At 74.9% G+C, this 5,185-nt stretch carries 5 protein-coding genes; all 5 read left to right on the top strand.

Annotated elements, in window-relative coordinates:
• Window positions 1-126 precede the first annotated feature (126 nt).
• The 5 genes from ACFVN3_RS20770 (at window position 127) to ACFVN3_RS20750 (ending at window position 5,099) form a co-directional block, all read left to right on the top strand.
• Complete coding sequence (locus tag ACFVN3_RS20770) at window positions 127-894, top strand: MazG family protein (RefSeq protein WP_378234860.1); 768 nt, start codon at window positions 127-129, stop codon at window positions 892-894.
• A 205-nt stretch (window positions 895-1,099) separates the two neighbouring features.
• Window positions 1,100-2,386 (top strand): phosphopyruvate hydratase, encoded by a 1,287-nt coding sequence (gene eno / locus ACFVN3_RS20765; RefSeq protein WP_378234859.1) that lies wholly within the window; start codon window positions 1,100-1,102, stop codon window positions 2,384-2,386.
• Window positions 2,387-2,625: 239 nt separating this feature from the next.
• Window positions 2,626-3,474: a septum formation initiator family protein gene (locus tag ACFVN3_RS20760; RefSeq protein WP_378234858.1), complete on the top strand. Its 849-nt coding sequence runs from the start codon at window positions 2,626-2,628 to the stop codon at window positions 3,472-3,474.
• 41 nt (window positions 3,475-3,515) lie between these two features.
• Window positions 3,516-4,043: a DUF501 domain-containing protein gene (locus ACFVN3_RS20755; RefSeq protein WP_378234857.1), complete on the top strand. Its 528-nt coding sequence runs from the start codon at window positions 3,516-3,518 to the stop codon at window positions 4,041-4,043.
• A gap of 21 nt (window positions 4,044-4,064) precedes the next feature.
• Window positions 4,065-5,099: an exopolyphosphatase gene (locus ACFVN3_RS20750; RefSeq protein ID WP_378234856.1), complete on the top strand. Its 1,035-nt coding sequence runs from the start codon at window positions 4,065-4,067 to the stop codon at window positions 5,097-5,099.
• Window positions 5,100-5,185: the final 86 nt, after the last annotated feature.

The raw sequence follows: 5,185 nt of genomic DNA, 5'->3' as shown, positions 1-5,185 counted from the left end.
CGAACGGCTCGCACGTCTGACCCTCCCGCCGAGCATGTGCCTGTGGCCCGTCCGGACGCCCGGACGGGCCACGACCGCATGCTCGACCGGCGGGAACCGCATGCTCGGCGAACCTACGATGAACCGGTGATCGCCCCCGAGGCCTCGGCCGCCCCGCAGCCCGAGCAGGAGCCCGCGCACGCCCCGGGTTCCGTGCACGACCCGGCGACCGACGCGCTGCGCGACGTCGTCGCCGTCATGGACCGGCTCTACTCCCCGGGCGGGTGCCCGTGGGACCGCGAGCAGACGCACGAGTCGCTCGTGCGGTACCTGCTGGAGGAGGCGCACGAGCTGGCCGACGCGATCGAGACCGGCGACCGCGCGGGGATGCGCGAGGAGCTCGGCGACCTGCTGCTCCAGGTCCTCTTCCACGCGCGCATCGCGAGCGAGGAGCCGGACCCGTTCACGGTCGACGACGTCGCGGCCGACCTCGCCGCGAAGCTCGTGCGACGCCATCCCCACGTGTTCGCCGACGCCGAGGTCACCGACCTGCACCAGCAGTGGGACGCGATCAAGAAGGCCGAGAAGCAGCGCTCGTCCGTGCTCGAGGGCATCTCGCACACCCAGGGCGCGCTCGCCCGCGCGCAGAAGGTGCTCTCCCGGGCCGGCCGCGGGGGCCTCGGCGACACGGTCGGTGCGGCGCTCGCGGCGCCGTCGGACGGTGCGCCCGGCGAGGTCGTCGGGGACGGCAAGGGCGTCACGGCGGACGAGCGGCTGGGGCGCGAGCTCCTCGCCCTCGTGGCGCGCGCCGAGGCGGACGGGCTGGACGCGGAGGCGGCGCTGCGTGTCGAGCTGCGGCGCGTCGAGGCCCGGATCGTCGCGGCGGAGACGCAGCGCGCGGAGGGGTCGGCCTGACCGGGACGTTCGTCCCGATCGTCGTCGCGCAGGTCCCCGACCCGTGGCCCACGGACCGGACGCAGCGGCGCAGGTCACATCCGGGCACTAGGCTGTGGTCGTAAACCCACCACCGTCGCGGGCGCGCACGCGGCGTCCCGGGTTTCCCTGCCCGGGTCGGCCATCCCATTCGAAGCGCCCGCAGCCCTGCCCCGAAGGAGCACCTGTGGCCAGCATCGAAGCCGTTGGAGCGCGCGAGATCCTCGACTCCCGCGGAAACCCGACCGTCGAGGTCGAGGTCGTCCTGGACGACGGGACGTTCGCCCGCGCCGGAGTGCCGTCGGGCGCGTCGACCGGTGCGTTCGAGGCCGTCGAGCGTCGTGACGGCGACAAGTCCCGCTACCTGGGCAAGGGCGTCGAGGGCGCGGTCAACTCCGTGATCGACGACATCGCCCCGGAGCTCATCGGCTTCGAGGCCGAGGACCAGCGCCTCATCGACGCCGCCCTCATCGACCTGGACGGCACCCCGAACAAGGGCAAGCTCGGCGCGAACGCGATCCTCGGCGTCTCGCTCGCCGTCGCGAAGGCCGCCGCGAAGAGCGCCGGCCTCGACCTGTACCGCTACGTCGGCGGCCCGAACGCGCACGTCCTGCCCGTGCCGATGATGAACATCCTCAACGGCGGGTCGCACGCGGACTCGAACGTCGACATCCAGGAGTTCATGGTCGCCCCGATCGGCGCGTCCTCGTTCCGCGAGGCGCTGCGCACCGGCGCCGAGGTCTACCACTCCCTCAAGTCCGTGCTCAAGGGCAAGGGCCTCGCGACGGGCCTCGGCGACGAGGGCGGCTTCGCGCCGAACCTGCCGAGCAACCGCGACGCGCTCGACCTGATCCTCGTCGCGATCGAGCAGGCCGGGTTCGCTCCGGGCAAGGACGTGGGCCTGGCGCTCGACGTCGCCGCGACCGAGTTCTTCAAGGACGGCGCCTACCAGTTCGAGGGCAAGGCGACGAGCTCGGAGGACATCATCGCGTACTACGAGCAGCTCGTGCGCGACTACCCGCTGGTCTCCATCGAGGACCCGCTGTCCGAGGACGAGTGGGGCGCCTGGTCGCAGCTCGTGGCCGAGGTGGGCGACAAGGTGCAGATCGTCGGCGACGACCTGTTCGTCACCAACCCGGAGCGCCTCGCGAAGGGCATCGAGCTGAAGGCGGCGAACTCGCTCCTGGTCAAGCTCAACCAGATCGGCACGCTCACCGAGACGCTCGACGCCGTCGAGCTCGCGCAGCGCAACGGCTTCACCGCGATGGTGTCGCACCGCTCGGGCGAGACCGAGGACACGACGATCGCCGACCTGTCCGTCGCGACGAACGCCGGCCAGATCAAGACCGGTGCCCCCGCCCGTGGCGAGCGCATCAACAAGTACAACCAGCTCCTGCGCATCGAGGAGGCGCTGGACGACGCCGCTCGCTACGCCGGCCGCGGCGCGTTCCCGCGCTGGACGGTGCAGGGCTGACCTGCAGCTGACCGTCCGGTCACGCAGCAACCCCGCCGGGGCGACCCGGCACCCGGAGCCCGGTGGGCCGCTCGTCGGCCCGCCGGGCTCCGGCGCGTCCGGGACCGGGTGCGCGACGGGCGCACGACGCCGTCGCAGGTCAGGCCGCGGGTGAAGATGTCGTGTCGATCGGCTCACGTTCGCGGACGCACCGCGCGTGCTCCCGGGGCCGGGGCCGCCGCGGCAGCACAATCGGGGGCATGCCGTCCTCGCGCCGCCCTCCGCGCCCCGGTGCTCCCGCGCGACCGGGGACCGGGCCCGCGCGCGGGTCGTCCGGGTCGAAGTCGGCGCCCCGGTCGGGCGCGACGGCGTCCGGAGCCTCGTCCCGCTCGTCGACGTCCAAGCCCGCACCCCAGGGCGCGTCGCGTGCGCGGCCGACCGGCAAGAGCTCGACGACGGGCGCGAAGGCCACCGCGTCGTCGGGCGCACGCCGCCCCGCCACGCGCGCGCAGCGGCCGGCACCGTCGCGTCGCGCCGCGGGCCCCGCGCCGGAGGACCGGCGCCGGAGCCGGTACGGCTTCCTGCTGCCCGAGGTGGTGACGGTCCGCACGCTGGTGCTGTCCGTCGTCGTGCTGCTCGCCGTGGTGCTGCTGCTGCCCACCCTCCGGGCGTACGTGAACCAGACGGGGGAGCTGCGCGAGCTGCGCAACGACCTCGCGCAGGCGGAGACCCGGCGCGACGACCTCCAGTCCGAGCTGGACCGCTGGGACGACCAGGCGTACGTCGAGCGCGAGGCGCGGGACCGCCTCAACTTCGTCATGCCGGGCGAGCGGCCGTGGCGCGTGCTCGACCCGGAGTCGGTGGTCGACGACATCGACCCGCAGACCGGCAGGACGATCACCGACGGTCCCGTCCAGGGCTACGAGGACGGCACGCCCTGGTACGAGGCGATCTGGGCGTCGGTGCAGGTCGCGGGCGAGCAGCCGGTGTCGTCGGGCACGGGCGAGGGGGCCGGGACGGCCGACGACGGGGCCGGCGAGGAGACCCCGCCCGCGGGCGAGGAGCCGACCGGCGACGGTTCCGCGCCGTCGAGCGGGGAGAATGGGTGACGCGTCGTCCCGACGCGCCCGACCGACCCGAAGGAAGACCCGTGCCCGACGCCCGCCTGGCCATCCCCGCCGACGACCCGGACGCCGTCGTCACCGAGCGCGACCTCGAGACCCTCGCGGAGCAGCTCGGTCGCACCCCACGCGGGGTCGTCGGCATCGCCGCCCGGTGCGCGTGCGGGCGCCCGCTCGTGGTCCGCACGGCGCCGCGGCTCGAGAACGGCACGCCGTTCCCCACGACCTTCTACCTCACGCACCCCGGCGCGGTCGCCGCGGCGTCGACGCTGGAGGCGAACGGCGTCATGAGGGAGATGACCGACCGCCTCGCCGAGGACGAAGAGCTCGCGGCCGCGTACCGGAGCGCGCACGAGCACTACCTCGCGCAGCGCGAAGCGCTCGGCCACGTGGAGGAGATCGACGGGATCTCGGCGGGCGGCATGCCGACGCGGGTGAAGTGCCTGCACGTCCTCGTCGGGCACGCGCTGGCCGCCGGGCCGGGCGTGAACCCGCTGGGTGACGAGGCGCTCGAGCGCGTGCGCGACGTGTGGCGCCCGGACCGCTGCACCTGCTGACGCCGTGGGACGCTTGGACGCATGACCTCAGGCTCCGCCTCTCCTCTCACCCGTGACCCGGGCGCGCTCGCCGCGCCGGGGTTCTCGCCCGTCCCCGTACCGCCCGGTGCCTCGCGCGTGGCCGCGATCGACTGCGGCACCAACTCGATCCGCCTGCTCGTCGCGGACGTCGACCCCGCGGCGGGCACGCTCGTCGACGTCGACCGGCGCATGGAGGTCGTCCGGCTCGGCCAGGGGGTCGACCGCACCGGTCGCCTCGCGCCCGAGGCGCTCGCGCGCACGCTCGACGCCGCGCGACGCTACGCCGACGTGATCGCGGAGCTCGGCGCGTCGCGGACGCGGTTCGTGGCGACGTCGGCGACGCGGGACGCGGAGAACCGCGACGAGTTCGTCGCCGGGGTCGTGGCCGCGCTGGGCGTGGAGCCCGAGGTCGTCTCGGGCGAGGAGGAGGCCGCGCTGTCGTTCCGCGGGGCGACCTCGACCGTGTCCGCGCTGCGCCCCGGCCCGTACATGGTCGTGGACCTCGGCGGCGGCTCGACCGAGCTCGTGCTCGGTACGGCGACTCCCGACGCCGCGTTCTCCATGGACGTCGGCTGCGTGCGCATGACCGAACGGCACCTGCGCTCCGACCCGCCTACCGCGAGCGAGGAGGCGGCGGCCCGCGCGGACGTGCGCGCCGCGCTCGACGAGGCCGCCGCCGTCGTCCCGCTGGGGGAGGCCGCGACGCTCGTGGGGCTCGCGGGATCGGTCACGACGGTGACGGCTCACGCGCTGGGACTCGCGCGGTACGACAGGGAGCGGATCAACGGTGCAGTCCTGCCCGTCGACACGGTCCTGGCGGCGTGCGACGACCTGCTCCACCGCTCGCGCGCCGAGCGCACCGCGCTCGGCTTCATGCACCCGGGCCGCGTGGACGTCATCGGCGCCGGCGCGCTCGTGTGGTCGGAGGTCGTCCGCCGCGTGCGCGACGACGTCGCCGCCGCGGGCGGGTCGCTCACCGAGGTGGTCACGAGCGAGCACGACATCCTCGACGGGATCGCCTGGTCGATCACCTGACCGGCCCTCCGAACCCGGGGTGGGGGGGCCCCCCCCCCCCCCCGCGGGGGGGGGGGCCCCCGGGGGCGGGGCGGGGGGGGGCCCCC

The organism is Cellulosimicrobium sp. NPDC057862, assembly GCF_042797035.1.
Lineage (GTDB): Bacteria > Actinomycetota > Actinomycetes > Actinomycetales > Cellulomonadaceae > Cellulosimicrobium.
The sequence above is the reverse complement of the archived record's forward strand: the minus strand, read 5'-3'. Positions and strand labels throughout refer to the sequence as shown.